The organism is Streptomyces niphimycinicus, from assembly GCF_018883605.1.
Taxonomy (GTDB): Bacteria; Actinomycetota; Actinomycetes; order Streptomycetales; family Streptomycetaceae; genus Streptomyces; species Streptomyces niphimycinicus.
Window position 1 is genome coordinate 16,650 of record NZ_JAHLEM010000070.1, and the last position, 22,173, is coordinate 38,822.

Consider the following 22,173-nt stretch of genomic DNA (forward strand, 5'->3'; position numbering starts at 1 on the left):
TAAATCTACAGCACTGTAGAAGCAGGGGTGTGCCGCAACCGATCATTTGAAGCCAAGGGAGGCGAGGGGCGCCGCGGTGGTACGCGAGGGGACTCTACAAACCTGTAGATTCTGTTTTCTCCTCACAATGGAGGTATTACTGAGAAGGAGATGCAGATGACGCTGTGGGACCGCCTCAAGGACACGGTCCAGACGATGCAGGCTCAGCTCACGGCGAAGAAGAACGACTTGCGGAGCGGGGCCTTCCGGGACGCGAGCATGGCGATGTGCGCCCTGGTGGCCGCGGCGGACGGCACGATCGATCTGTCCGAACGGCAGCGCGTCGCCCAGCTCATCGCCACCAACGACGTGCTCCAGAACTTCCCCCCGGACGAGCTGCACCGCCGCTTCGAGGACCACCTCGACGCGCTCACCACGGACTTCGCCCTCGGCATGGCGAGCGCCATGCGGGAGATCGGCAAGGCGAAGAGGAGGCCCGCCGAGGCCCGGGCCGTCATCCAGATCGGCATCGTCATCGGCTGCGCCGACGGCTACTTCGACGACAGCGAACGGGACGTCGTCCGCGAGGCTTGCTCGGCCCTCGACATCCCCCCGACCGAATTCGACCTCCACCGCCCCCTCCGCGTCCCCCGCCCGTACCGGGGCCCGGACGAACTCCCGCCGGTGGCCGGTGTCCAGGCGTCCGGGCGGGCCGACTCCGGTGCGGCACGGGGGATACGGCCCGGGGCCGCCGTACCCGGCGACGACCTCCAGGTCTTCCTCAAGGCGCTCACCAGCGGAACCCGGCAGCGGCTCTTCGCACACTTCATCGACGGCGAGGAGCTGACCGTCGGCGAGGTCGCCGAGCGCACCGGACTCGGCCCGTCGACCACCTCCGAGCACCTCGCGGTCCTCCGGCGCGGTGGCCTGCTCCAGTCGACGCGTAGCGGCAAACTGGTCCGCTACCGCGCCGACCGGGAAGGCATCGCCGAACTGCTCGGCCAGCTCCACGCCTACCTCCTGGCCCCCTCCGGTCCACAGGACCCCCCTCTCACCCGGGGTTGTGTATGACGCGCCCAGGATCACCGCCCACGGGCTCGTGGGCCCGGGAGCGGGCCCACGAGCGGCGGCGGAAGCGGGTGCGGGCCCACGAGCGGCGGCTACCGGGATGAGTCGGGATATGCGGCGGTCGCGCGGATTTCGACGAGGAGTCCCGGGCTGGCGAGGCCGCTGACCCCGATGATCGTCCAGGTCGGGTAGGGCGCTTCGACGAGGCGCCGCTTGGCCTCGACGAAGCCGGGCAGGTGCTGGCGGATGTCGACGTGGTAGCTGGTGACGTCGACGAGGGCGGACAGGTCGAGGTTCTCCAGCCGAAGGATCTCCTCGATCTTCGCGATGGCGATCTCGGTCTGTTCCTCGATGGTGTCCGGGATGGTTCCGTCGGCTCGGCGGCCGATCGTTCCCGCGATGAACAGAAGGCCGTGCGCGCGGACCGCGGCGGAATAGCCGAAGCCCGCGAAGGCGCTGGTGGTTTGCCCGAAGACTGCGTTGTCCTCGGGGATCTCGACGGTGTGGACGGTCATTGTGGTGCTTCCTTTTCCTTGTTGACGGAAGTTGTGGAGTCGGCGGAGTCAGTCGCCCCAGCGGGACGAACTACAGGCGTGCTCCATCCGGGTCCGGCCGTAGGTTTCGCGTTCGCGGAGGAATTCGCCGGGAATCGTGTACCGAGGTGCGTTCGCCGGGTTCTTCGCGGCCTGCGCGACGATCGCGTCGGTGAGTGAGCGGATCATGTCCAGCCGTGGATAGGCGGCGTGCACGGCGTCGGCCTGCTCATCGGTGACGGCGTCGATGTGGCCGCCCCCCAGCGGGCCGCCGAAGTCGAGGGCGACACCTTCGCGGACGAGTACGCACAGCGTGCCGTGGCGTTCCGCGATACCCGGCGAGGTGTGCAGGGCGATGGCCTGCCAGACCCGGTCGGCGTCGGCCGCGGGCACTCCGCGTTCGATGAGGAACGCGGCGGCCCGGTCGGCGCCTTCGACCTCGAACCGATGGCTGTGCGGGCCGTCCGACGCCACGCCGAGGTCATGCATCGCGCACGCGGCGAACAACAGGTCGTCGTGGTAGTCGTGGCCGACGGCCAGGCCGAGGCGGCCGGCCACCAGCCGGGCGAACAGATAGCTGCGGACGCTGTGGTTGAACACGGACGGCGTTTCCACCGGTCGGATGAGGTTCACGACGGCGTCGGCAAGCGGTGTGCCGGGCAGCGAGATCAGGTCGATGGCCGCCTCGTGGGGAGATCCGGTCATGTCCTCAGCCTCGCCGCGACCACCCTGACCTGGCGAGAGGCAAAATTTCCTCACTTCGATAGAATCTTGCCATGACAGTGCATCGAGTCGCGGTCCTGGCGCTGGACGGGGTCACCCCGCTCGACCTGGCGATCCCGACGCAGATCTTCACCACCCGGCCGGAAACGCCCTATGAGATGACCCTGTGCGCGCTGGACGCGAAGGTGGTCACCAGCGCGGGTTTCGCCCTGGTCGCCGACGGGGAGCTGGCGCAGGTGCGCACCGCCGACACCGTGGTCGTGCCGGGATTCGAACCGAACCTCCGGCTGCCGGACGCCGTGCTCGGCACGCTGGCCGAGGCCCGCGACCGAGGCACACGTGTGGTGTCGATCTGCACGGGCGCCTTCGCGCTTGCCGCGGCGGGCGTGCTGGACGGGCTGCACGCCACGACCCACTGGAAGCACATCGACGAGCTCGAGCGGGACTTCCCGGCCGTCAAGGTCGACCGCGATGTGCTCTACGTCGACGAGGGCGATGTGCTCACGTCGGCCGGGGTGTGCTGCGGCATCGACCTGTGCCTCCACCTCGTACGCCGTGACCTGGGCGCCGTGGTGGCCAACGAGATCGCCCGCGGTCTGGTGGCCGCCCCCCACCGGGACGGTGGACAGGCCCAGTACGTACCGGCTCCCGTCGCGGTGGCCGGTGAGGCGTCGCTGTCCGGTACCCGGGGATGGGCCCTGCAACGGCTCGGCGAGCCGCTCACGCTGCGCGTACTCGCCCGGCACGCGGGTGTCTCGCAGCGCACCTTCATGCGCCGGTTCACCGAGGAGACGGGCACGACCCCGTTGCAGTGGTTGCAGGGCGCCCGCCTCGGCAGGGCGCGGGAACTGCTGGAAACCACGGACCACCCGATGGATCGGGTGGCGCGGGACTGCGGACTGGGCACGGCAGCCAACCTGCGGCTGCACTTCCGGCGCGTACTGGGCACCACCCCCACCGCCTACCGCCGCACCTTCGGGCGCTCGAAGTCACCCAGTCCGGCCGGTTCAGCAGCAGCCATGCCCGCGGACTGAAAACGGGTCACCACGGCACTGACGGCCCGCTCCGGTGCCCGCGTGGCGTCACAGGCCCTCTGCCTGCGTGGGCAGCGGGTCGAGCACGGGGTTGGTGAGGTGCTGGTAGATGATCGAGGTGCGGAAGCCGACGATCTCCCGGCGGTTGGTGAACTGGTCCAGAAGGAAAGCGTGCAGGTGGTCGATGTCCGGGACCGTGACATGGACGAGGAAGTCGTCGCTGCCGGCCATCGTGTAGACGGAGACCACCTCTGGAAGCTGGGTCACCGACTGCTCGAAGGCGGCGACGACCTCCCGGCGCAGCGGCCGGACCTGGGTGAAGACCATCGCCTGCACGGAGCGGTTGAGCGCCCGCAGGGAGACTTGGGCCCGGTAGCCCTGGATGATGCCGCGCTTGTGCAGCAACCTGGTGCGTTCGAGGCAGGTGGAGGGGGCGATACCGAGCTTCTCCGCGAGGGCCCGGTTGGACTGCCGACCATCGGCCTGTAGATGGTGCACGATCGCCGAATCAAGTTCATCCATGACTGCCTCCTGGATCGCCATACCGAACTTACTTCGGCATCCCGTCAACCATTCCGTGCATCAGCCTAGCTTTGGGGGCATGAGCCGAGCGCTTGCACACGAAGACGTGACTATTCGACGTGGCCGCCGTTCCGGGCTGCCGCTGATCGTGGCCGTCCACTCCCGGGCCCTGGGCCCGGCGGTCGGCGGCTGCCGACTGCGCCGCTACGACACCTGGCAGCAGGGACTGGCCGACGCGCTGCGCCTGTCGGAGGCGATGACCTACAAGGCCGCGGTGGCCGGTCTGGACTTCGGCGGCGGCAAGAGCGTGGTCGCCCTCGACAACGACACCGCGCTCACCCCACAGTTGCGTGCGGCAGCGCTGGAGGATCTGGGCGAGCTGATCGCCTCCTTCCAGGGTTCCTACCGCACCGGCCCGGACGTCGGCACCGGCCCCGAGGACATGGTGGTCCTGCGGCGCTTCTCGCCGTACGCCTACTGCGCGCCCGAGGAGCACGGCGGTACCGGCAATTCCGGAGGCCCGACCGCCACCGGCGTCCTGGCGGCCCTGCGCGCCGGTGCGCGGCAGGTATTCGGCGATGCCTCCTGCGCCGGACGGACCGTGGTGATCAGCGGCTTCGGATCGGTGGGCAGCGGTATCGCCGCCGGCCTGGCCGCCGAGGGCGCGCAGGTCGTCGTGTCGGATCTGGAAGCCTCCCGCAAGGAGGCGGCCCTGGCGAGCGGGTACGGCTGGGTCGAGCCCGGTCGGGCTCTGTCCGCGCCGGCCGACATCCTGGTCCCGGCCGCCGTCGGCGGCGTACTCGATGACGTGACCGTCCCGCGGATCACCGCGCGCCTGGTCGTCGGCCCGGCGAACAACCAGCTCACCGAGGAGCGGGTGGCCGATGTCCTCGCGGAGCGGGGCATCGTCTGGGTGCCCGACTATGTCGCCAGTGCCGGCGGTATCGCCTACGCCCTGAGCCGGGAGTCGGAAGGCTACGGCCACGAGACCGCGCAGCAACGGGTGGAGGACATCGGCGACACCGTCACCCGCATCCTTGACCTGGCACACTCGACCGGCATCACCCCGCTGCGAGCGGCCCAGCAGATCGCCGAGCGCCGACTGGCGTCCTCGGCCTCGGAGTTCCGGGGCGCCTGATGGCCGGGGACAACACCACCCCGACCACGCTGAGCGCTTATGAGGGTGACGCGGCCGGTGCTGGCCTGGGGTGAGATGTCGAAGTCCTCGCAGGCGATGCCGCGATCCGTCGTTGGGGTGCGCCGCCGCATGCGCGGATGCTGGGGCGCATGCGTATTGATTTAGAGCCCGAGGCCATGGGGCCCACTCCGTTCTACAAGCTGTTGACCTCGGTGATCGTGCCTCGGCCGATTGCCTGGGTGTCGACGGTGGGCCGGCATGGCTCCGCGGATCTCGCTCTTGCGAAGTTCTGCGGAAAGTGGTGTCGGTCGGCTGGACGTTAGACCAGGTCAGAGGCGCTGAGCAACCGTAGCTTGGGTAGGAGACGGGCGCAGCCCGCTGTGAACCGTACTCACCCACGGACTCAACGGTGACGCAGACGGAAGGTCCCCTGCTGGCGTGGGTGTACAGGTACGGTTCGCTGGGTGGCGTGTACGGATGAAACCTCCATTTATGAGCGCAGTGTGTTGGCCGGTCAGCGGGATCCGTGGGGCACGCGGTCTGGGGCAGTGTGGATGATGGAGCGTTTCACGAGGATGTCCTCTGGGGTGAAGGAACGCCACAGCGTCACACGTGGTCTGGGTTGGCATGTCGGCTCCCCCACAAGACGTCCAGCGCGGCGACCGATCGTGAGGAGATCGAAGCGAACGCCTTCGCGGCGAGCCTGCTGATGCCTTCTGGCCTCGTCCGTTCGGAGCTGCAACGGCTCTCCGCTGCCGTAAGCCAAGACCCCGAACGCTGCACTACCGTGCTGGCCGCCATCTTCGATGTCAGCGACTGAGGTTTTCTCAACGTTGATCACTTCCAGACTCCGTTGAGGACGAGGGCGACGCGGGCGATATCGCCGATGCCGCTCGGGCTGAGGGTGACGTACTGCAAGCTGCGCCAGCGTTGATCGAGTTCAGCGGCAGCGCGTTCGCCCCGGGCGCGTACGTGCCGGATAAGCGCTTTGAATGTCCGGTTGTCGGGGTAGAGCGTCTGCTCGGACCGGCCTCTGGGGCGACGGTGCGGGACGCGGACGCCGATGCCCGCACCGGTGTAGCCCTTGTCCGCAAGTGTTGGCAGGCTATGGGCGGCCGCCTTGTATAGCGCGGGGAGCACGTGCCTGGTGCAGGTCCGGGGCCCGCTCGGCCAGGACATTGATGCCCTCGTGCAGGTAGCGGTAGCCGGTGGCCTGGGAGATCCCGGTGTCCCGGGCCAGTCAGTGCACGCAGTCGCGGGCGCGGAACCAGCGCGGTACCAACACCGCCTGGCGGAACGGCCCCAGAGCCCGAGAGTCCTTCGGCGTGCCGATCCGGCGGCGGTGGGCAGCCAACAGGCGGGCGAAGTACTGCGCCACATGGTGCGGAACGTCGAGCGTGGCAACATAGGTGGCCAACGTGGAGCCTCTGGTGGTTGCGGACATGCGGACATGGTCTTGTGGTGAGACCTGTCCTACCAGGGGCTTCACGCGTGCTCCCGAAGGGGGCTCGCGCATCCGGTATGCCGTCTGCACACGGAGGTCCACGTGGACACCGAACTGGGTTCCGCAGTCATCCTGATCACCGGCGTGATGGCGGCGGGGAAGTCCACCGTGGCCGAACTGCTGGCCGGGCAGCTACCCCGAGCCGCCCACGTGCGCGGCGACGTCTTCCGACGCATGGTGGTATCCGGCCGGGAGGAACTGCTGCCAGAAGAGACCGCCGAGGCCAGGGCCCAACTGGAACTGCGCTACCGGCTGTCCGCGCTGGTGGCCGACGAGTACGCACGCCACGGCTGGACCGCAGTCGTCCAGGACATCGTCCTGGGTCAAGCCCTGGGCCAGTATGTCGCCAGGGTGCATACACGACCCTTGTACATTGTCGTGCTGGCTCCCTCCACGGCAGCCGTGAAGAGCAGAGAGGACGAGCGCCTGAAGACCGGATACGGCCTCGCCTGGACACTCGACGCCCTCGACCACACTCTGCGCGAGGAGACGCCGCGCATCGGGCTCTGGCTGGACACGTCGGAGCAGACACCGGACCAGACGGTCTCAGCGATTCTCCACAACCTCCCCGCCGCCCGGGTACAGGCCGGCTGACTCCGGTCGAATGGGGCTTACCTCACTGAGAAAACCTCACTCGGCCATGGGATTCCGCCTCATCAACCTGGGCCTTGTGAGCTGACGCTGAATCCGACGGGATCGACACGAATGTCGTCGGAGGGGCGTCTGCCGCGATCGAGAAGGCTTCCTCGACGTGATCCCTCCGGCCCACAAGGCGAGGCGCGGGGTCCGTCGATAGGACTCTCGGAGCGCCATCGCCCTGCATGGGGCATCGTCTCGCGGGCGCCCCATCCGGCGGGTCATAGGTGTTCTGTCTCCGTGGGGAGCGAGTCGAGCACTGGGTTGGTGAGGAGCAAAAGCGTGTTGTCAGGCCGGAGCGCGGTCCGGGAGTAGGGAGTTGAACAGTGCGGCCGTCGTCGTGAGGTCCGTGGTGTGGTGGATCGTGCGAATTCCCAGAGCCTCGGCTGGCGGCAGGTTCTCGGGGTGATCGTCGACGAATACGCATTCCGGGCCTTCGAGCTCCAGGGCTCCAGCGCGCGCCGGTAGATGAGTGGCGACGGCTTCCGTACGCCCTCCAGCTCGGAAAGGATCACCGCGTCGAAAGAGTCACGCCACATGCCCTTGTCCTCGTAAGGGTTATACGAATCGATCCCGAACGAGCTGCTGAGCATCGCGACCTTGCTGCCAGCCGCGCGGGCGCGCTCCGCAGCGGCGACGATCTGCGGCTCGGCGTGGTGGTTGGCCAGGGCACGCCGCATGAGGTCAGTAGGGTCATTGCCGGTTGCGTCTGGTGCCGGAAGCGGCCCCCCGGTCGCTTCCGCGACGGCCGGGGGACCGGACCGTGATGCCCTGCTGCGAGGGCTGGCCCGCTGTCCGCCCGTCGACGGCACACGAACGCAGTTGTGCATGCTCGGATGCGGCGTGCTGGTCAGCTCAGGTAGATGTGCTTCCATTCGGCAGACGACATGCCCTGCGCCGCTTCGGCGAGCGTGAGCGCTGAGGGTGTCTTCAGCTTCGCCCGCGTGGTGTCCACCCATTCCTGGGCATTGCGGTAGCCCTGCTCCAGGTACTCCATACCTTGCAGCATGCACTCGAGCTTGTCCGCGTCGTGTGCCACGAGAACCTCCAGCGAGTCGCCGTTCTCGTACTCGTGGACCACGGCCTTGATCCCCTCCGCTACGGCTGGACGCGCCTTGGAGACCTGATCGGCGGTGACCTTCTCGTTCGACGCCGCTTCGAGATAGCGGCGCCCGATCCACGGGATGTCCCCGACGCGGGTCTCCTGGGTATCGTGGAAGGTGCACAGGAGGGCGACCTTCGCTGGATCAGCGCCTTCCATCATCGCCAGCACCGCGCCGATGATGGCGGTGCGGAATGAATGCTCGGCGATGGTCTCGGGGTCCTTGACGCCGGCGATCCACCAGCCGCTCCGCTTTCCTCGCTTGAGGGCACCCATCTCAAACAGGTAGCCGACCGTTCCCTTGTCGGCCTGGTCATCAGTCATGCAGATCGTCCCTTCGAGCGGATCACCGGCTGCTCAGCCTCAGACCGTAATGCACATTGTCCAGCTCACGCCTGGACTGGCGCGAGATGGCATCGCTGTCGAGCAGGCGGCGGACCCGGGCGGTCAAGTCGCGGTGCAGATCCAGGTCGGCTGACAGAACACCTGGCTTCGAGCTGATCAGCGCCCACACCGAGTGGATGTTCAAGTCCACGGCGCGCAGCGAGGGATCAAGCCGGTCGGCAAGGGCGCGAAGGAGCGGGAGGGCCTCCCAGGACTCGCCGTCGACATCGCTCATGAACGCGTCGCTCGCACGGGGCACCGAGTCGAGGCCCAGCCAGTGCGCCCAGTAATTGAGGTTGGCCATCTCGCTGGGGTCTTCTCCCATGCCTCGCTCGATGAATGCCTGAAGCGTCTCGATATCTCCATAGCGGATCAGCGACGTTGCCACCGACCTGGCGTCGGACCATGCCGGTGTCCACGATGCGTGACGAAGTGGCGTTGGACGGCGCCCCTGCATGTCAGCGAGCCAGGAGTGGGCGTCGGCGCTGGTGTCGTACGCACACAGGTAGAGCGCCTGCCGGCGCAGAAGCGAGCCACGCTCCCCGGCCCGATCAGCAATCTCCGCTGTGCGGCGGAGATTGGCGAACAGCCTTTCCCTATCAGGGGCTGGCAGCAGCGGTGAGTCAGGCGTGGGACCTCGCCGCCGAGGGGTCGAGGCCGGGGCTTTGGGGAGAACTGTGGGCTGCTCACCGGTCAGGGCCCAGATGATCATGTGAGTCGACGCTCGAGTGAAGACCCAGCTATGAAGGGGGTGCTGGGTGATGTCGTTACCGTCGAGCGAGTACTCGATCACGGCGTCGGCCTCGACTGCGAGATCCAGGAGAGGCAGAAGCGTTGCCTCGGCACCGCGTCCTAACAGGTGCCGCTTCAAGCGCAGGAATTGCGTCGAAGAGACGGCCGCCAGGGAACGACGGCCTGATTCCCAGCCCTGGACGGTCGTTGTGTCGATGCCGAGTCCTTCGGCCAGTCGGCACTGAGTCAGCGGAATGCGCTCGCGGATGATCTTCAGTAGATGACCGCAGACAATGCCACCCGCAGGGCGGGGCCGGGAACCCTGACCGCGAGTCAGTGTTTCTGTCCTGGAGCCCGATCGCTTCTGTGGTGCCATGCGTGCTCCCGCGTGGTTCGGCGTCTGCAACTCATACTTTGTGTCAGTTTTTTTGCCCGCTTGGTCACAGTAAGTTCATGCGTAGTCAGTGACCCAGCGCACACCCGGTCCAGCTTAGTCGCGTTGAGTGATCAAGTGGCTACGCAGGTGGTGACCGTGTATGCGCCCTACCAAGGAGCAGTGTCAGGGAGTTCGCGAACGCATGGCGTATGCGGAGCGAGGTCGCTGGCCGAGAGGGCGGCAATGAGCTCCAGAACCCACCCCGATGGCTTCCGACCGCGACCTGTCGGCGAGCAGCCTCCAGGAAGCCGCGTGCGGGTCGGACGGATCACTGGCTCTGGAGTGCACCTTTCGAGTAGGAGCGATGTGCAGCCCTTGAGGGAGCTGCCCTTCTACCCGCTCGTTCACCCGCGCCCGACTCCAATCCGAGGCCGTCGAACAGGCACCGCTCGGGCCCCGGTTGACGCAGATCCCGGGCCTCGAGCGGTAACGAAATCCCGGCACAAGATAGCTGGGACCGAAGGAGAGTTGTGCTCACACCCCTTAGCTTCATCGGTCTGGAAGAGGCATACCTGGCCTTGCTGAGGCTGGTATCCGAGGATCACGATCACCACATCTCTGCCCGTGGCAACGACGCCCGCGAGGTGATCGGCGCGAGCTTTCGCTTGCCGGACCCGCGTCAGCGCCTGCCTTTCCTGGCAGCGCGTAAGGCGAACCCTGTCTTCCACTTCGCCGAAGCACTCTGGTATCTGGCAGGCCGCAGGGACCTGGAAATGATCGGCTACTACGCGCCGTCCATGCGCTCCAGCTCCCGGGACGGCATCCATCTGGGCGGTTCCGCATACGGCCACACGATCTTCAACCCGGCTGACGGCGATACGGTGTCGCCCTTTGGCCGCGTCCTGGAGCTGCTCCGCGGCGAGCGGGACAGCAAGCGGGGTTACATTCCCGTCTTCGCCGCTGACGAGCTGGCGAGCAGTGACAACCCCGACATGGCGTGCCTCGCCGGGTTGCACTTCCTGGCGCGGGATGAGCGGCTGCACATGGTGTGCTACATGCGGGCCAACGATCTCGACTGTGGTCTGCTCTCGGACGTCTTCAGCTTCACCATGCTTCAGGAGTTCGCGGCCGTCCAGCTCGGCCTTGAGCTGGGCACCTACACCCACTTCATCGGCTCGGCCCACATTCGCGACCGCAACGCCGACCGCGTCCACCGAGTCCTTCTGGAAGCCGTCACCCGCTCGGCGCCGATCCAGTTCCCCTTCCCGGCGATGCCAGCCAGCACCACTGAAGCAACCGTGGCGCACGTTCTTGAACACGAGGAGGTGCTGCGTACGAACAAGGCCCACTACAGCGCGGCACACATCAAGGCATCGGGCCTTGATCCGTACTGGCAGCAGGCCCTGCTGCTGTTCGAGGTCTATCGGCAGATCCAGCACGACCACGCGGACACGGTGAACCCCGATGTCCTCGATGCTCTGGACCCGGGCCTGCGGTGGCTCGTCGGCCACCGCTGGTCGGCCTGCGCTGCCGCCCTGGACGGAGGAGAGGAGTGAGCCGGAAGCCACCGAGCGGCGCCGTGGTCGACGGCATCGACTTCGACCGGTGGGCGGTCATCCTGTGCAAGCCCGACGCGGTCGAGCGTGGCCTGGTGGACGCCGTCCTGGACCGGATCGGCGCAGTCCAGGTCGCGGTGTCGGGCCGGCTTGACCTGACCGTTCAGGCGTGGCAGGCGCACGTCCACTACTGGGACCTGCTGGTGGACGCCGACTGGTTCCCGGACCGTGACATCCCCGCCTGCCTGGACGCGGAGTACGCCAACCGCCCTGTCACGGTGGCACTGGCCCATGGAAATCCGGGAGTGCACTACCGCCTTCGTCAGCTCCTGGGGCACTTCGACCCCACCCGGGCCGCGCCCGGCACCATCCGTGGCGACTTGGGGGACGACAGTCTGGCCGCGGCGCTCGCCGAGCGGCGCCTGGTCCGCAACCTCGTGCACACCAGCGATGATCCGGACGCCGCTCGCCGCGACTTCGGCACCTGGTACGGCGCCCGTCGCCGCGCCCTGCTCTCCCCGCCGAGCCCCCCGCGCCAGCGCACGTCCGTCGACACCTGACGCCGTTTCCCTCGAATCGGAGGCATCATGAGCGAGCCGTACCAGCAACGCCCCTTACCGATCCTCGCCACGGAGGCGATAGGCGGGCTGAAGCCCGCCCTGGCGGACGTGATCCAGTACCGCAAGTCCGGCCTCTCCCTGAACTGGATCATCGGCTGCCCGCTGGACTGCGGTTACTGCATCCGGCACACCTTCAACAACTTCGAGATGAAGGTCCCCCGTCGGTTGATGAGCGACGAGGTGGCAGTCACCGCGCTCGTGGAGCATCGGTACTTCCGGCCGCACACCACGCCGCTCCAGCTCCTGAACCGGGCGACCGACCCCATGCTTCCGGCCGTCAAACCGCACCTGTTCACCGTGCTGCGGCACCTGGACGATCGGGGCCTGACCAACCACGTCCTGGTCATCACCCGCTGGCGCGTCTCCCCGGAGGACTGCGAGGTCCTCAACAGCTTCGAGAACCTACGCCTGACCGTGCTGGTCACCCACTCCGGCATCGACCACGAGGCCATCGAGCCGGTGGACTCCCAGATCGCCGCCGAGAGCCTGCGCACCCTCTACGAGCACGCCGAGCGGTACCGCACCATCCTGTACTGGCGGCCGATCGTTCCCGGGCTCAACGACTCCGACGCCCATCTGGAGCGGGCGCGCGAGTTGTCCCGGCACGCGCACGCCACGGTCTTCACCGGCCTGTTCTTCCGCCAGGAGATCGCCGCCTACTACCAGGCGCACGGGCTGCCCGTGCCGTACGAGGACACCGCCCGGCGCAAGATCCTTCCCGAGGTGGCCGAGCGGCGGGTGCTCGATGCCTTCCGCAGCCTCGAGGACATCTCCGCCCCGTGGGGAGCGTTGTTCCGCAAGACGAGCTGTGGCGTGGCCTACGCCCACGGAGAGGCCGACTACAACGGCCACTACGGCGTCCGCGAGCTGTGCGACATCTGTCCGGAAAAGCAGCTCGCGCTGTGCCACGCGGCCTGGGACAAACCCGATCTCGCGGACGTCACCGAAAGCGCCCGAACCCTTGGCGCGACCGGGCCCGTTGAGATCACCGACCGGGCGATCATCGTCGAGGGCCTGGACGAGCCGCCGCGCTACTACCTCCAGCACGGCTACGGCTACCAGTGCCACGACCGCGAGAAGCCTCACCACTACCGCCGGCATGGCCGTGCCCCCATCGGCTGGCCGACGGAGAACGGAATGCCCGCACCATGAACTTCGCCACCTGGCCCGCACTGTTCGTCGTGGACGTCGAAGGCAACGGCGCCAACCCGCCCGACCTGGTCGAGGTGGCCGCCCTTCCCATTCGCGACGGCGGGCCGGACACCAGCACGGCCGGGGCGTGGCTGATCCGCCCGCCCCGGCCTGTCACCCCCCGCGCCGCCAGCATCCACGGCCTGACCAACGGAGTTCTGGCGCAGTCCCCCGTATGGGGAGAGATCGCTAGCCAGGTCCACGCGCTCGTGGGCAAGGCGTGGATCTGCGCCCACAACGCACACACGGACTACCGAGTACTCAAGGCCCACCTGCCGGATTGGGAACCGTCCGGGGTCCTGGACACGCTCCGCCTGGCCAGGGCCACGTACAAGGACCTGCCCCGCTACACCCTCGACGCCCTGATCAAGCACACCGCGCCGGACCTGAGGGCCGCTCCCGCCCAGCGGCACCGTGCCACCTACGACGCCTACGCCACGGCACAGCTCCTCATTGCCATGGCCAGTCATTACGACACCTGGGACCAGCTCGTCGCCGCGGCCGTGCCGCCCGGCCTGCCAGGCGCCCCCGAACCAGAAGAGGACCCCACCCTGTGGTGACCGACCAGACACCCATCCGTATCGGCGTGCTCGGCACCCACTCCACCGGCAAGACGACACTGCTCAAGCGGATCCAGATGGAACTGCGTGGCCACGGGCTCACCGTGGCCCGCACAGGCCGACTCGCCAAACGCGCCGCCGCCATCGGCCTGCCGAAAATGCAGCACCACACCGCGGCCTCCACCGAGTGGATCATCACGCAGGGCATCGCCGACGACATCGCCGCCGCAGCACAAGGCGCCGACGTCGTCCTCGCCGACCGCGCCTCCTTCGACGCCCTCGCGTACTACCACGCGGCCCTTGAGTACCGCGGAGCGTGCTCTCACCGGCTGGAGAGGGAACGGTTGCGGCTCCTCGCCTCGACGCAGGCACCGAAGTACGGCCTCCTCCTGGCGACCGTGCTGGACCCGGACGTACCCGTCGACCAGAGCCACGACTACGACCACCGCTACCGCCTCCTGGTCGACCGCCACGTCCACGGTCTCCTGGCCGAAGACGGAATCCCGCACCAGCGCGTCACCAGCGACCACGAAAGTCACACCCGCGCCATCGACCGCGCCCTTCAGCTCTGCCTCCAGGAGGCCGCCGTATGACCATCATGCTGCCCGCGGGCACCATCACCATCGCCGGGAAGACCGTCTCCCGGCTCGGCTTCGGCACGATGCGCCTGACCGGCCCCGGCATCTGGGACGACCCCGCCGACCGCGCCACCGCATTCTCCGTGCTCCGCCAAGCCGTCCACACCTACGGCATCACCCACATCGACACCGCAGACGCCTACGGGCCCCACACCGTCGAACACCTCATCCACGATGCCTTACACCCGTACCCCGAGCACGTACTGATCGCGACCAAAGTGGGCCTGGCACGCCCCGCCCCGGACACGTGGGTCCCGCATGGCCACCCCGTCTACCTGCGCGCATGTGTCGAGGCGAGCCTACGGCGACTGGGCATGGACCGGCTCGAACTCTGCTACCTCCACCGCATCGACCCCCAAGTGCCCATCGCAGACCAGATCGGCACCTTCCAAGCCCTGAAAGACGAAGGCAAGATCGGGCACATCGGTCTGTCGAAGGTCACATCCGAGCAGATCCGCACAGTCACCAACGACATCACCGTCGCCGCCGTGCAGAACGTCCTCAACATGAGCAGCGACCGGCACGACCCGGTGCTCGAACTCTGCCGCGACCTCTCCATCCCCTATGTGCCATACCGGCCCCTCGACGCCGGTGCTCTCGCACGGCAGGGACAGATCGACGCAGCTCTCAACTGGCTGCTTCACCTCGGGAACCACGTCGCACCCATCCCCAGCACCAGCTCACCGGAACACCTCCGCCAACTCGCCGCCGCTGTGACGGGCGGGCGGTTATGACGCGAACACCCACGCCGACCACCGCGAATCCGGCTGCTCGCCAGCGCCACATACGGAAAACAGCTCCCTACGAGAACTGGCGGCCGCCGCTGGTAGGAGTGTCCGTACTCGTGCCCCTCGGGACCACTTGCTTACTCGTCGCCGAGCTACGCGGTGACCTGCTGGTGCCGTGTGGCCCCGTCCACGACGGGCAGACGCCGGAGGAGGCCGTCCAAAACGTCCTCCTGGGAGCGCCGAGCGGCATACCCGTCCTTCGACGGGTCGCCGTTGACTGGGCTCAGATGCGCCGTCGACAGATCTCCACGTATGTCGTAGCGACCAAGCCCCTTGTCCACGCCGACGCAGCTCGTCTCGCCTACCGTGACGGACGAGCGGACTTGCAGATGCTCCCCATCGCGCAAGCCACATCCGCTCTCCCCAGTCTGGCCCAAGCCCGGGTCCTTGCCGGGGTCAAGGCTCTCGCTGATGGGGAGATGGCCTATCTCGAAGCCGGTATCTTGAGCCGCACCGAGTCCGCCAGGTTCACCGGCTCCCGCCCACGGCGAGGCCAATGAGTTGTTGGACAACGCTCACCGCACGGGCGTCCGGGGGCGCGGCACGAAGTGGAAGGGGCGGCCGCCGTTGTCAACAGTGAGCGTCCCGTGACGGCCGGCACTCGACCACTCCAATTCAAGGTGCCACTCGATCTCGAAGGCCGAGGCGGCGGGGTAGACCTCGAATAGTTCAGGGTCACTGCTGGTGACGGTGAACGGAAAGTCCGGGCCGTCCAGGGGCCGGAGAACCGGGTGATCTGCGTCCAGGTCGGTGGTGAACCCCCGTTTCTCCAGGTGGCTCATGATCAGGCCCCAATGTTGTGCAGGACGCGGGGCTTTACGGGAGAGCACGACAGGACGCATTTCCCTGAGCACCACGGCCTGTGTAGCAAGCCCTTCCACGAGCACGCTGGCCCCATCTTCTGGAGTCCACGTGCCTGCCCACGTATGGGGGGCGGCTGGTTCGTCTGCCCACCGGTAGACGTCATTGGCCGTCCGGATGCCTGAACCGGTCGCCATACAGGGGGTCTCGAGTTTCCGCGACTCGTTGGTGTGGTGGATGGTGACGCCACCATGAATGACGCCCGCTTGGACAACCGGACCGGCCACGTGCGAATGGTCGGACAAGGAGTTCTCGGTGTGCGGTCGCTGCACTGGCTCTGTCGGTTCCTCAGGCACGCTCAACTCCCCCATGTGATCCCACCAGTGCCAACGGTTCCATCAGCGTGGCACAGGTCACCCGGGGCCGTCCGGATTTCTGTGTTTTCGTGCGCTTCTTGAACGCGGAGGTGTCGTTCTTGTAGATCTTGGCGAAGGGGTCCCGGTGCAGGCGACGGCGCGTATTCTCGGCGTCTTCGTGCCGACGGTCGACGCCCAGGGGCTGGACCATGCCGCGATCCGTCGTTGGGGTGTGCCGCCGCAAGCGCGGATACTGGGCGCATGCGTATTGACTTCGAGCCCGAGGCCATGGGGCCCACTCCGTTCTACAAGCTGCTGACCTCGGTGATCGTGCCTCGGCCGATTGCCTGGGTGTCGACGGTGGGCCGGGATGGCTCCGCGAACCTCGCCCCGCACTCGTTCTTCACCGTGGCGGCCGTGGCTCCGCCCATCGTGCAGTTCACCTCCGTGGGGCGTAAGGATTCGCTGCGGAACGTCGAGGACACCGGGGAGTTCGTGGTGAACCTCGCGCCGGAGGGGCTGTTCGAGCAGATCAACGCGACCGCGACGGACTTTCCGCACGGGGTGAGCGAGTTCGAGGCGGTGGGGGTGGCGCAGGAGGCGAGTGCGCGGGTGAAGCCGCCTCGGGTGGCGGGGTCGCCGGTGGCGTTGGAGTGTGTGGTGCACAGCACGATGGGGCTCGGCAACTCGACGGTGGTCTTCGGGCGGGTGGTGCATGCCGCGGTCGACGACGCGGTGATGGTCGACGGGCATGCGGAGATCAGCAGGCTGCGGCCGCTGTCCCGGCTGGGGAAGAACGAGTGGGGCACGGTCGGTGAGGTGCTGGATCTGGCCCGGATCCGTTACGCGGACTGGGAGGGCCAGGGGCCCGAGAAGGTGTGAGGCCAGGGGCCGGAGGAAGGGGCCGGAGGAAGGGGCCGCGGTGATCGGGAGCGTTGTGTTCGACATCGGCTCGACCCTGGTCCGTGAGGACCGCTACTGGGGTTCCTGGGCCGACTGGCTCGGGGTGCCGCGGCACACTCTGTCCGCGCTGGTGGGGGCCGTCGTCGCGCAGGGGCGGGACGACAAGGACGCGCTCCGTCTGGTGCGGCCGGGCGTGGACATCGACGCCGAGTGGCGGGCGCGGGAGGCGGCGGGTCGGGGGGAGTGGCTGGACGAGTCGGATGTGTACCCCGATGTGCGGTCCGCGCTCGGCGGGCTGCGGGAGTCGGGGCCGCGGGTGGTCCTGGCCGGGAATCAGACGCTGCGGGCGGGTGCGCTGCTGCGGGAGCTGGGGCTGCCGGTCGACGCCGTGGCGACGTCCAGTGAGTGGGGGGTCGCCAAGCCCGATCCGGAGTTCTTCCGGCGGGTGGTGGCGCTCGGCGGGGCCGCGCCGGGGGACACGCTGTACGTGGGTGACTATCCGGCCTTCGACATCCGGCCGGCGAAGGCCGCCGGGCTGCGGGCCGCGCATATCCGCCGGGGGCCGTGGGCGTATCTGTGGGCCGATACCGCCGACGCGGCGATGGCGGACTGGCGGATCGACTCGTTGAGTGAGCTGGTGGAGATCGTCGCCGAACGGTCGGTGTGATCGTCCTCGTGGCCCGCGGGCTCAGGGGAGGGGCGTGCGCTGGGTGAGGAATTCACACCCGGTGTGATGCGAGTGCTTGCATATATCTACCGCACACCCTTCCCGGGTGCCCCGCATGGCGATTGACTCGTCCCATGCCGCTCAGGGGGCGCCAGACCTGAGCGAAGGGGCCGCCGGACTCCTCCCTCCTCGGCCGGCGGCCCATCTCCCTGTCTGCGCGGATGCCTGTCTGTGCGGATCCCTGTCCGTACGGAGAAGCGCGTCAGCCCGCCGACTCGGCCGCATGGGCGCTCAGCACACCGAAGCCCACCAGCGCGAAGAGCACGAGGCCCAGCAGAATCCGGTAGATCACAAACGGCATGAAGCTCTTGCTGGAAATGAACTTCATAAACCACGCGATAACGGCATATCCGACAACGAAGGCGATGACGGTCGCGAAGATCGTCGGGCCCCATGCCGTATGCCCCTCGGACGCGTCCTTCAGCTCGAAGGCGCCCGAGGCCAGCACCGCCGGGACCGCGAGCAGGAAGGAGTAGCGGGCCGCCGCCTCGCGGGTGTAGCCCATGAGCAGTCCGCCGCTGATGGTCGCGCCGGACCGGGAAACGCCCGGCACCAGCGCCATCGCCTGGCAGACGCCGAATATGAGGCCGTCCCGGATGCTGAGTTCCTTCAGCGTCTTGCGCTGGTTGGCGACGCGATGCCGGCCGCCCGACTCATCGCGCGCCGCACGCCGGTCCGCGAAGCCCAGGACGAGGCCCATGACCACGAGGGTCGTTGCTATGAGCCGCAGATCGCGGAACGGGCCCTCGATCGCGTCCTGGAGGGTGAGCCCGAGCACACCGATGGGAAGCGAGCCGACGATCACCAGCCAGCCCATCTGGGCGTCGTGGTTGCCGCGCCACTCCTTGCTGAAGAGCGAGCGGAACCAGGCCGAGACGATATTGACGATGTCCTTGCGGAAGTAGATGAGCACCGCGAGCTCCGTGCCGATCTGGGTGATCGCGGTGAACGCGGGCCCAGGGTCGCTCCAGCCGGCGAACGCGGCCGTGAGCCGCAGATGGGCGCTGGAGGAGATCGGAAGAAACTCAGTCAACCCCTGGACCAGCCCGAGGATGAATGATTCAAACCACGACATTGAGTCTTCGCTATCCAGAGGCTGATCGTGCGCTGATCGGTTTCTGGCCAGAGATGGCCAGGCGTGACCGATTCAGGCGGGGTGGTCGGTGGGAAGCCGGCGGTCGAGGATCAACTGCCGGGTGTGGGCAGCGTAGCGTCCCCGGGTGCGCGGCCCATCAAGGGCCTGGTCGGACCATCGGTTCATCGCTTTGACCTTGGGTACTCGGCGCTCGGCCGCCCGGCCGCGGGCGCCCTGGTGAGGATCAGTCGTGGACGGCTGTGATCAGCCGTGGACAGCCCGGACAGCCGGACGGCCCGGACAGCCCAGTCAGCCCGGACAGCCGAGAGGCCGAGGAGCCGAGGAGCCGAACCGTATGACCGCGATCGGGCACGACGGAGGACAGGGAGGCCGAGGGAACGGGCCCGGCGGGACGATCAGCACCGAGGTCCCGGCACGGCTGGACCGGCTGCCCTGGTCGCGCTGGCACTGGATGATCGTGATCGGCCTTGGCACCGTATGGATCCTGGACGGTCTCGAAGTGACCGTCGTCGGCAATATCGCCAGCCGCCTCTCCGAGCCCGGCAGCGGGCTGCCCATCACCGACGCGCAGGTCATCGGGGTCGCGGCGGCCCTCTATGTGGCCGGGGCCTGCACCGGGGCGCTGGTCTTCGGCTGGCTCACCGACCGCTACGGCCGCAAGAGACTCTTCCTCATCACCCTCGGGGTCTATCTGGCCGCCACCGCGCTCACCGCCATCGCCTTTTCCGCCTGGTGGTTCTTCCTCTTCCGCTTCCTCACCGGCTTCGGCATCGGCGGGGAGTACGCGGCCATCAACTCCGCGATCGACGAGCTGATCCCCAGCAGATACCGGGGCCGCGTCGATCTGGTCATCAACGGGAGCTTCTGGCTCGGCGCGATGGGCGGCTCGCTGCTCTCCGTGCTGATGCTCAACACGGCGTTCTTCCCGCTGAACGTCGGCTGGCGGCTCACCTTCGCCCTCGGCGTCGTCCTCGGCCTGGTCATCCTGCTGGTGCGCCGGAACGTCCCGGAGAGCCCCCGCTGGATGTTCATCCACGGCCGGGCGGAGGGCGCCGAGGAACTGGTCGCGGCGGCCGAACGGCGGATCGAGGACGAGACCGGGCGGCGCCTCCCCGAGCCGGACAGGGCCATCACCATCAAGACGCGGAAGAGCACCGGCTTCATCGAGATCGCCCGGACGATCTTCCGGGCGTATCCCCGGCGCGCGGTCCTGGGGCTGGCCCTCTTCATCGGGCAGGCGTTCCTCTACAACGCCATCACCTTCGGCTTCGGCTCGATCCTGGTGCGGTTCTTCAATGTGCCCAGCGGCGACACCGGCTACTACTTCGCGGTCATCGCCTTCGGCAACTTTCTCGGTCCGGCCCTGCTGTGCAGGCTCTTCGACACGGTCGGCCGCCGCGTGATGATCTCGGGGACGTACCTCCTCTCCGGTGCGCTGCTGTTCATCACCGCCTGGATGTTCGGCAACGGCTGGCTCAGCGCGACCACGATGACCGCCTGCTGGTGTGTGGTCCTCTTCTTCGCCTCGGCCGGTGCGAGCTCCGCGTATCTGACGGTCAGCGAGGTCTTCCCGATGGAGACGCGCGCCTTGGCCATCGCCTTCTTCTACGCCATCGGCACGGCGGCCGGAGGCATCACCGGGCCGCTGATCTTCTCGAATCTGACGCAGAGCGGAGTCGTCGCCGACACCGCGCTGGCCTTCTCCATCGGGGCGGCGCTCATGGTCGCCGCCGGGCTCGTGGCCGCCTTCCTGGCCATCCCGGCCGAACAGCGCCCGCTCGAGGACGTCGCCGAGCCGCTGTCCGCCCGCGCGGCGGCCGCCTCCGCCTCCGCGCACGGACCGGCCGGGGGCTGAGCGCGACGCCCACCGCGGGTCCGCCGCTCGTCAGGCCGACGGTGGTGTCTGGCTCGCGGTCGCGTCCTCGCGGAGGCGCTCCCCGGGGCCCGTGAGCCGCAGTCGGCCACGTTTGCGCCAGGCCACCAGCGCCCCCGCGACGGCGGGCACCGTGATGAAGGCCATCGCGAGGAGGAAGACGGGCGAGGTGGGGGTGGTGGCGCGGCTGCCCGCGACCACGTACGCCGCGGTGTTCGGCACACTGCCCAGCCCCGTGGCCAGCAGAAAGGACGGCCAGCCCATCCGTGAGACGGCCGCGCAGTAGTTGGCGGCGGCGAACGGTACGCCGGGGAACAGCCGGATCGCCAGCATGGACCGGAACCCGTGGTGGCTCAGTTGCCGGTCCGCCGCCGTGAGCCAGCGGCCCCGCAGCAGCGGACGCAGCGCGTCCTGCCCCAGTAGCCGGCCGAGACCGAAGGCGATCCCGGCGCCGATCACCGTGCCGCCGACGGCCGTGAGCAGCCCGGCCTGGATGCCGAAGAGCGCACCGGCCGCCACGTTCAGCAGCGGCCGGGGCACCAGCGCCGCGGTGCCCACCCCATACGCGGCCGTGAACAGCAGCACGGCCGTCCCGCCCGACAGCTCCGGCCAGCCGTGGGTCAGCAGCCGCTGCGGCTGCCACAGCCAGACCGCGATCGCGGAACCGGTGAGCAGCGCGGCGAGCAGCCCCAGCCGCGACCACGGCGAGAGGAGCACGGCGCGGGCGCGGCGCGTGGCCGGTTTCGCGGGCGGTGCGGCGACATCGAGCATCGGTGGAGCGTAACCGACCAAGCCGGGCGGGCACCGTGATGTCGTCGCGTTGTCGTCCGATTGTCGGCAGACCGTCGACAGAGGGACGGCAGACCGTCTCAAACCAGTCGGCGTACGGCTCGAAACCAGCCGCCGGACGGCCCGAAATCAGCCGCCGGACGGCCCGAAATCAGCCGCCGGACGGCCCGAAACCGGTCGGCAGGCGGTCCGAGACCAGCCGCGGGGCCCGGGCCGGACCACCGGCAACGAGCAGGCCGGACGCCCGGTCAACCACCTCGTCAACCACCTCAGCGCCACGGGCGTTCGCTCCCGGACCACCGGTCCCACCAGCCCCGTACGCACCGAAAACCATTCGACGCGGACCGTACAGTGCGCGAAGATCACAGCATGTTCCGGCTCGCCTTCCTCACGCCGACGTCCGCGGTCGCGGACGCGCCGAAGGCTGCCGTCCCCTCTCTCGCTCCGGCCGCGGTCGCCGCCCTCACCACGGACCCGCCCGCCGCCGTTCCCGCCGTCCGCCTCCACGGCGCCCGAAGCTGACCCTCCTCGGACAACTCCGACG

The 22,173-nt window shown here is 68.3% G+C and carries 25 protein-coding genes and 2 pseudogenes; 16 read left to right on the forward strand and 11 right to left on the reverse strand.

What is annotated here, in order from left to right; all coding sequences use genetic code 11:
* Positions 1-156 precede the first annotated feature (156 nt).
* Together KN815_RS50145 and KN815_RS50150 are read left to right on the forward strand one after the other, a co-directional pair.
* Positions 157-609: pseudogene (locus tag KN815_RS50145) on the forward strand (tellurite resistance TerB family protein); the annotation flags it as partial.
* A gap of 54 nt (positions 610-663) precedes the next feature.
* Positions 664-1,050, forward strand: a complete 387-nt coding sequence (locus tag KN815_RS50150) for an ArsR/SmtB family transcription factor (RefSeq protein ID WP_253208841.1) — start codon at positions 664-666, stop codon at positions 1,048-1,050.
* Between the two features lie 89 nt (positions 1,051-1,139).
* On the opposite strand, the gene KN815_RS08645 is transcribed toward KN815_RS50150, so the two are convergent.
* Both KN815_RS08645 and KN815_RS08650 read right to left on the reverse strand, forming a co-directional pair.
* On the reverse strand, positions 1,140-1,562 hold the full coding sequence (locus KN815_RS08645) for a RidA family protein (RefSeq protein ID WP_216341162.1): 423 nt from the start codon (positions 1,560-1,562) through the stop codon (positions 1,140-1,142).
* Between the two features lie 48 nt (positions 1,563-1,610).
* Positions 1,611-2,285 (reverse strand): HD domain-containing protein, encoded by a 675-nt coding sequence (locus KN815_RS08650; protein ID WP_216341163.1) that lies wholly within the window; start codon positions 2,283-2,285, stop codon positions 1,611-1,613.
* A 71-nt stretch (positions 2,286-2,356) separates the two neighbouring features.
* On the opposite strand from KN815_RS08650, the gene KN815_RS08655 reads away from it, so the two are divergent.
* On the forward strand, positions 2,357-3,337 hold the full coding sequence (locus tag KN815_RS08655; protein WP_216341164.1) for a GlxA family transcriptional regulator: 981 nt from the start codon (positions 2,357-2,359) through the stop codon (positions 3,335-3,337).
* A 48-nt stretch (positions 3,338-3,385) separates the two neighbouring features.
* Here KN815_RS08655 and KN815_RS08660 read toward each other — a convergent pair whose 3' ends face one another.
* A complete protein-coding gene (locus KN815_RS08660; protein WP_216341165.1) occupies positions 3,386-3,859 on the reverse strand; it encodes an Lrp/AsnC family transcriptional regulator in 474 nt (157 codons plus the stop codon).
* Between the two features lie 106 nt (positions 3,860-3,965).
* Here KN815_RS08660 and KN815_RS08665 point away from each other — a divergent pair, with 106 nt between their 5' ends.
* Complete coding sequence (locus tag KN815_RS08665) at positions 3,966-4,997, forward strand: Glu/Leu/Phe/Val dehydrogenase dimerization domain-containing protein (protein ID WP_253208836.1); 1,032 nt, start codon at positions 3,966-3,968, stop codon at positions 4,995-4,997.
* A 526-nt stretch (positions 4,998-5,523) separates the two neighbouring features.
* Positions 5,524-5,817: an ImmA/IrrE family metallo-endopeptidase gene (locus KN815_RS08670; RefSeq protein WP_216341167.1), complete on the forward strand. Its 294-nt coding sequence runs from the start codon at positions 5,524-5,526 to the stop codon at positions 5,815-5,817.
* 17 nt (positions 5,818-5,834) lie between these two features.
* Here the strand turns inward: KN815_RS08670 and KN815_RS08675 are convergent.
* A pseudogene (locus KN815_RS08675) lies at positions 5,835-6,414 on the reverse strand (transposase family protein).
* 129 nt (positions 6,415-6,543) lie between these two features.
* Between KN815_RS08675 and KN815_RS08680 the strand changes: the two are divergent.
* The gene (locus tag KN815_RS08680) at positions 6,544-7,095 is read left to right on the forward strand and encodes an AAA family ATPase (protein WP_216341168.1); all 552 of its coding nucleotides are present in this window, start codon (positions 6,544-6,546) and stop codon (positions 7,093-7,095) included.
* A gap of 263 nt (positions 7,096-7,358) precedes the next feature.
* On the opposite strand, the gene KN815_RS08685 is transcribed toward KN815_RS08680, so the two are convergent.
* From KN815_RS08685 to KN815_RS08695, 3 genes are all read right to left on the reverse strand, one after another.
* On the reverse strand, positions 7,359-7,817 hold the full coding sequence (locus tag KN815_RS08685; protein WP_253208837.1) for a hypothetical protein: 459 nt from the start codon (positions 7,815-7,817) through the stop codon (positions 7,359-7,361).
* Between the two features lie 170 nt (positions 7,818-7,987).
* Entirely contained in the window at positions 7,988-8,563 is a 576-nt protein-coding gene (locus KN815_RS08690; protein ID WP_216341169.1) for an HD domain-containing protein, read from the reverse strand.
* A 22-nt stretch (positions 8,564-8,585) separates the two neighbouring features.
* Positions 8,586-9,731: a helix-turn-helix domain-containing protein gene (locus tag KN815_RS08695; protein ID WP_216341170.1), complete on the reverse strand. Its 1,146-nt coding sequence runs from the start codon at positions 9,729-9,731 to the stop codon at positions 8,586-8,588.
* A 530-nt stretch (positions 9,732-10,261) separates the two neighbouring features.
* Here KN815_RS08695 and KN815_RS08700 point away from each other — a divergent pair.
* The 6 genes from KN815_RS08700 to KN815_RS08725 are packed head-to-tail and all read left to right on the forward strand — an operon-like array spanning position 10,262 to position 15,030.
* Complete coding sequence (locus tag KN815_RS08700; protein WP_216341171.1) at positions 10,262-11,287, forward strand: thymidylate synthase; 1,026 nt, start codon at positions 10,262-10,264, stop codon at positions 11,285-11,287.
* Positions 11,284-11,847, forward strand: coding sequence for a nucleoside-diphosphate kinase (locus KN815_RS08705; RefSeq protein ID WP_253208838.1), 564 nt, complete (start codon positions 11,284-11,286; stop codon positions 11,845-11,847). Before KN815_RS08700 ends, KN815_RS08705 begins: the two co-directional genes overlap by 4 nt.
* A gap of 27 nt (positions 11,848-11,874) precedes the next feature.
* A complete protein-coding gene (locus KN815_RS08710; RefSeq protein WP_216341173.1) occupies positions 11,875-13,059 on the forward strand; it encodes a radical SAM protein in 1,185 nt (394 codons plus the stop codon).
* Positions 13,056-13,658 (forward strand): 3'-5' exonuclease, encoded by a 603-nt coding sequence (locus KN815_RS08715; RefSeq protein WP_216341174.1) that lies wholly within the window; start codon positions 13,056-13,058, stop codon positions 13,656-13,658. Before KN815_RS08710 ends, KN815_RS08715 begins: the two co-directional genes overlap by 4 nt.
* On the forward strand, positions 13,655-14,251 hold the full coding sequence (locus KN815_RS08720; protein ID WP_253208839.1) for an AAA family ATPase: 597 nt from the start codon (positions 13,655-13,657) through the stop codon (positions 14,249-14,251). The genes KN815_RS08715 and KN815_RS08720 overlap by 4 nt, the downstream gene beginning before the upstream one ends.
* The gene (locus KN815_RS08725) at positions 14,248-15,030 is read left to right on the forward strand and encodes an aldo/keto reductase (RefSeq protein ID WP_253208840.1); all 783 of its coding nucleotides are present in this window, start codon (positions 14,248-14,250) and stop codon (positions 15,028-15,030) included. The genes KN815_RS08720 and KN815_RS08725 overlap by 4 nt, the downstream gene beginning before the upstream one ends.
* A gap of 569 nt (positions 15,031-15,599) precedes the next feature.
* Here the strand turns inward: KN815_RS08725 and KN815_RS08730 are convergent.
* The gene (locus KN815_RS08730) at positions 15,600-16,241 is read right to left on the reverse strand and encodes a hypothetical protein (protein WP_216341176.1); all 642 of its coding nucleotides are present in this window, start codon (positions 16,239-16,241) and stop codon (positions 15,600-15,602) included.
* Positions 16,234-16,452: a hypothetical protein gene (locus KN815_RS08735; RefSeq protein ID WP_216341177.1), complete on the reverse strand. Its 219-nt coding sequence runs from the start codon at positions 16,450-16,452 to the stop codon at positions 16,234-16,236. Before KN815_RS08735 ends, KN815_RS08730 begins: the two co-directional genes overlap by 8 nt.
* Positions 16,453-16,502: 50 nt before the next feature.
* On the opposite strand from KN815_RS08735, the gene KN815_RS08740 reads away from it, so the two are divergent.
* Both KN815_RS08740 and KN815_RS08745 read left to right on the forward strand, forming a co-directional pair.
* Positions 16,503-17,123, forward strand: a complete 621-nt coding sequence (locus KN815_RS08740) for a flavin reductase family protein (RefSeq protein ID WP_216341178.1) — start codon at positions 16,503-16,505, stop codon at positions 17,121-17,123.
* Positions 17,124-17,163: 40 nt separating this feature from the next.
* Positions 17,164-17,811 carry an HAD family hydrolase gene (locus KN815_RS08745; RefSeq protein WP_216341179.1) on the forward strand — a complete coding sequence of 216 codons (648 nt, stop codon included), beginning with the start codon at positions 17,164-17,166 and terminating at the stop codon, positions 17,809-17,811.
* Positions 17,812-18,073: 262 nt separating this feature from the next.
* On the opposite strand, the gene KN815_RS08750 is transcribed toward KN815_RS08745, so the two are convergent.
* Complete coding sequence (locus KN815_RS08750) at positions 18,074-18,946, reverse strand: undecaprenyl-diphosphate phosphatase (RefSeq protein ID WP_216341180.1); 873 nt, start codon at positions 18,944-18,946, stop codon at positions 18,074-18,076.
* A gap of 355 nt (positions 18,947-19,301) precedes the next feature.
* Here KN815_RS08750 and KN815_RS08755 point away from each other — a divergent pair, with 355 nt between their 5' ends.
* On the forward strand, positions 19,302-20,822 hold the full coding sequence (locus KN815_RS08755; RefSeq protein WP_216341181.1) for an MFS transporter: 1,521 nt from the start codon (positions 19,302-19,304) through the stop codon (positions 20,820-20,822).
* A 30-nt stretch (positions 20,823-20,852) separates the two neighbouring features.
* On the opposite strand, the gene KN815_RS08760 is transcribed toward KN815_RS08755, so the two are convergent.
* The gene (locus tag KN815_RS08760; RefSeq protein WP_216341182.1) at positions 20,853-21,611 is read right to left on the reverse strand and encodes a TVP38/TMEM64 family protein; all 759 of its coding nucleotides are present in this window, start codon (positions 21,609-21,611) and stop codon (positions 20,853-20,855) included.
* 387 nt (positions 21,612-21,998) lie between these two features.
* On the opposite strand from KN815_RS08760, the gene KN815_RS08765 reads away from it, so the two are divergent.
* Positions 21,999-22,151, forward strand: a complete 153-nt coding sequence (locus KN815_RS08765; RefSeq protein ID WP_216341183.1) for a hypothetical protein — start codon at positions 21,999-22,001, stop codon at positions 22,149-22,151.
* The last annotated feature ends 22 nt before the right edge of the window (positions 22,152-22,173 follow it).

Excerpts from the sequence above, each read along its gene's own strand:
- KN815_RS08645 (WP_216341162.1), bottom strand. The coding sequence starts at position 1,562 with ATGACCGTCCACACCGTCGAGATCCCCGAGGACAACGCAGTCTTCGGG.
- KN815_RS08650 (WP_216341163.1), bottom strand. The coding sequence starts at position 2,285 with ATGACCGGATCTCCCCACGAGGCGGCCATCGACCTGATCTCGCTGCCC.
- KN815_RS08655 (WP_216341164.1), top strand. The coding sequence starts at position 2,357 with ATGACAGTGCATCGAGTCGCGGTCCTGGCGCTGGACGGGGTCACCCCG.
- KN815_RS08660 (WP_216341165.1), bottom strand. The coding sequence starts at position 3,859 with ATGGATGAACTTGATTCGGCGATCGTGCACCATCTACAGGCCGATGGT.
- KN815_RS08685 (WP_253208837.1), bottom strand. The coding sequence starts at position 7,817 with ATGCGGCGTGCCCTGGCCAACCACCACGCCGAGCCGCAGATCGTCGCC.
- KN815_RS08690 (WP_216341169.1), bottom strand. The coding sequence starts at position 8,563 with ATGACTGATGACCAGGCCGACAAGGGAACGGTCGGCTACCTGTTTGAG.
- KN815_RS08695 (WP_216341170.1), bottom strand. The coding sequence starts at position 9,731 with ATGGCACCACAGAAGCGATCGGGCTCCAGGACAGAAACACTGACTCGC.
- KN815_RS08710 (WP_216341173.1), top strand. The coding sequence starts at position 11,875 with ATGAGCGAGCCGTACCAGCAACGCCCCTTACCGATCCTCGCCACGGAG.
- KN815_RS08715 (WP_216341174.1), top strand. The coding sequence starts at position 13,056 with ATGAACTTCGCCACCTGGCCCGCACTGTTCGTCGTGGACGTCGAAGGC.
- KN815_RS08725 (WP_253208840.1), top strand. The coding sequence starts at position 14,248 with ATGACCATCATGCTGCCCGCGGGCACCATCACCATCGCCGGGAAGACC.
- KN815_RS08735 (WP_216341177.1), bottom strand. The coding sequence starts at position 16,452 with ATGGTCCAGCCCCTGGGCGTCGACCGTCGGCACGAAGACGCCGAGAAT.
- KN815_RS08740 (WP_216341178.1), top strand. The coding sequence starts at position 16,503 with ATGCGTATTGACTTCGAGCCCGAGGCCATGGGGCCCACTCCGTTCTAC.
- KN815_RS08750 (WP_216341180.1), bottom strand. The coding sequence starts at position 18,946 with ATGTCGTGGTTTGAATCATTCATCCTCGGGCTGGTCCAGGGGTTGACT.
- KN815_RS08755 (WP_216341181.1), top strand. The coding sequence starts at position 19,302 with ATGACCGCGATCGGGCACGACGGAGGACAGGGAGGCCGAGGGAACGGG.
- KN815_RS08760 (WP_216341182.1), bottom strand. The coding sequence starts at position 21,611 with ATGCTCGATGTCGCCGCACCGCCCGCGAAACCGGCCACGCGCCGCGCC.
- KN815_RS08765 (WP_216341183.1), top strand. The coding sequence starts at position 21,999 with ATGTTCCGGCTCGCCTTCCTCACGCCGACGTCCGCGGTCGCGGACGCG.